The sequence below is a fragment of the Arthrobacter sp. AB6 genome (assembly GCF_031844545.1).
Classification (GTDB): domain Bacteria; phylum Actinomycetota; class Actinomycetes; order Actinomycetales; family Micrococcaceae; genus Arthrobacter.
The window spans coordinates 1-1,257 of sequence record NZ_JAUZVL010000054.1; the positions used below are offsets into that span (position 1 = coordinate 1).

The 1,257-nt window shown below is 65.5% G+C and carries 1 protein-coding gene; it reads left to right on the forward strand.

Annotated features, from left to right (window positions below; translation table 11 throughout):
• The first annotated feature begins 18 nt into the window (after positions 1-18).
• The gene (locus Q9R30_RS19270; protein WP_396136753.1) at positions 19-1,227 is read left to right on the forward strand and encodes an IS30 family transposase; all 1,209 of its coding nucleotides are present in this window, start codon (positions 19-21) and stop codon (positions 1,225-1,227) included.
• Positions 1,228-1,257: the final 30 nt, after the last annotated feature.

Consider the following 1,257-nt stretch of genomic DNA (forward strand, 5'->3'; position numbering starts at 1 on the left):
GGCAGGTTCAAGGGGTCGTTGCAACACCTGGGTGATTGGGGTGTTGTTGTGGGTTTTGGTCGGCCTGAGCTGTTGCAGTCGGTGGTGCGGGTTTTCTGGGAGGCGCGGTCTTCTGGGGCATCTGATGAGGTGGCGGCGGCGGTGGCCGGTATGTCCCTGTCTGCGGCCAGGTTGATCGTCCGTCAGCATGGTGGGGTGGATCCTGCGAAGAAGCCCCCGTGCGGGCGGTTCCTGTCCTTCGATGAGCGCGAGTTGATCGCTGTGTGGCGGGCGGCCGGGTGCGGCGTGCGGGAGATCGGCCGGCGTTTGGGCCGGAACCCGTCCACTGTCAGCAGGGAGCTGGGCAGGAACATCCGGAACGGGGGCAACCGTCCGTACCTGGCGTCCTCGGCGCAGAACCGTGCGCAGAAGCTGGCGCGCAGGCCTAAGGCACGGAAGCTGGCTTTCAACGAGGCCCTGGCGCTTTACGTCGCCGGAATGCTGACGGCGCGGGAACGGTTGTCCCCGGAGCAGATCAGCGCCCGGCTGCGGATTGATTTCCCCGATGATGAAAGCATGCGCATCAGCCCGGAGACTATCTATCAGTGCATCTACATCCAGGGCCGCGGCGGGCTGAGAGCCGAGCTCGCTGCTGCTCTGCGCACCGGCCGGGCCGTGCGGCAGCCAAACCGGCGCGCGGGCATGCGAAGGCCCCGGGTCCCGCAAGAGTTGCTGATCAGTGAACGCCCCGCGGAAGCCGATGACCGGGCAGTGCCCGGGCACTGGGAGGGCGATCTGATCATCGGTACCCCTGGCGCCGGGGCGATCGGAACCCTCGTGGAACGCAGTAGCCGTTTCGTGATGCTCCTGCACCTGCCTAACGGACATACCGGCGAGCAGGTGCTGGCCGCCATCGAGGCAACCCTTCCGACCCTGCCGGCCCAGCTGCGCCGGTCCCTGACCTGGGACCAAGGCGCTGAGATGGTCGGCATTCACGAACGCGTCAGGATCGCCACCGGCGCCGAGGTCTACTTCTGCGATCCTCACTCACCCTGGCAACGCGGCACGAACGAGAACACCAACGGACTCCTGCGACAGTACTTCCCCAAAGGCATGGACCTCACCACCGTCACCCGCGCAGACCTCGACTACGCTGCCGCAGGACTCAACGGACGCCTACGCAAAACCCTCGGCTGGAAAACACCCGCACAAGCCCTCCAGCAAATACTGGAAGAATCAGCAGCATAGGACGTGTTGCAACGACCACTTGAATCCGCC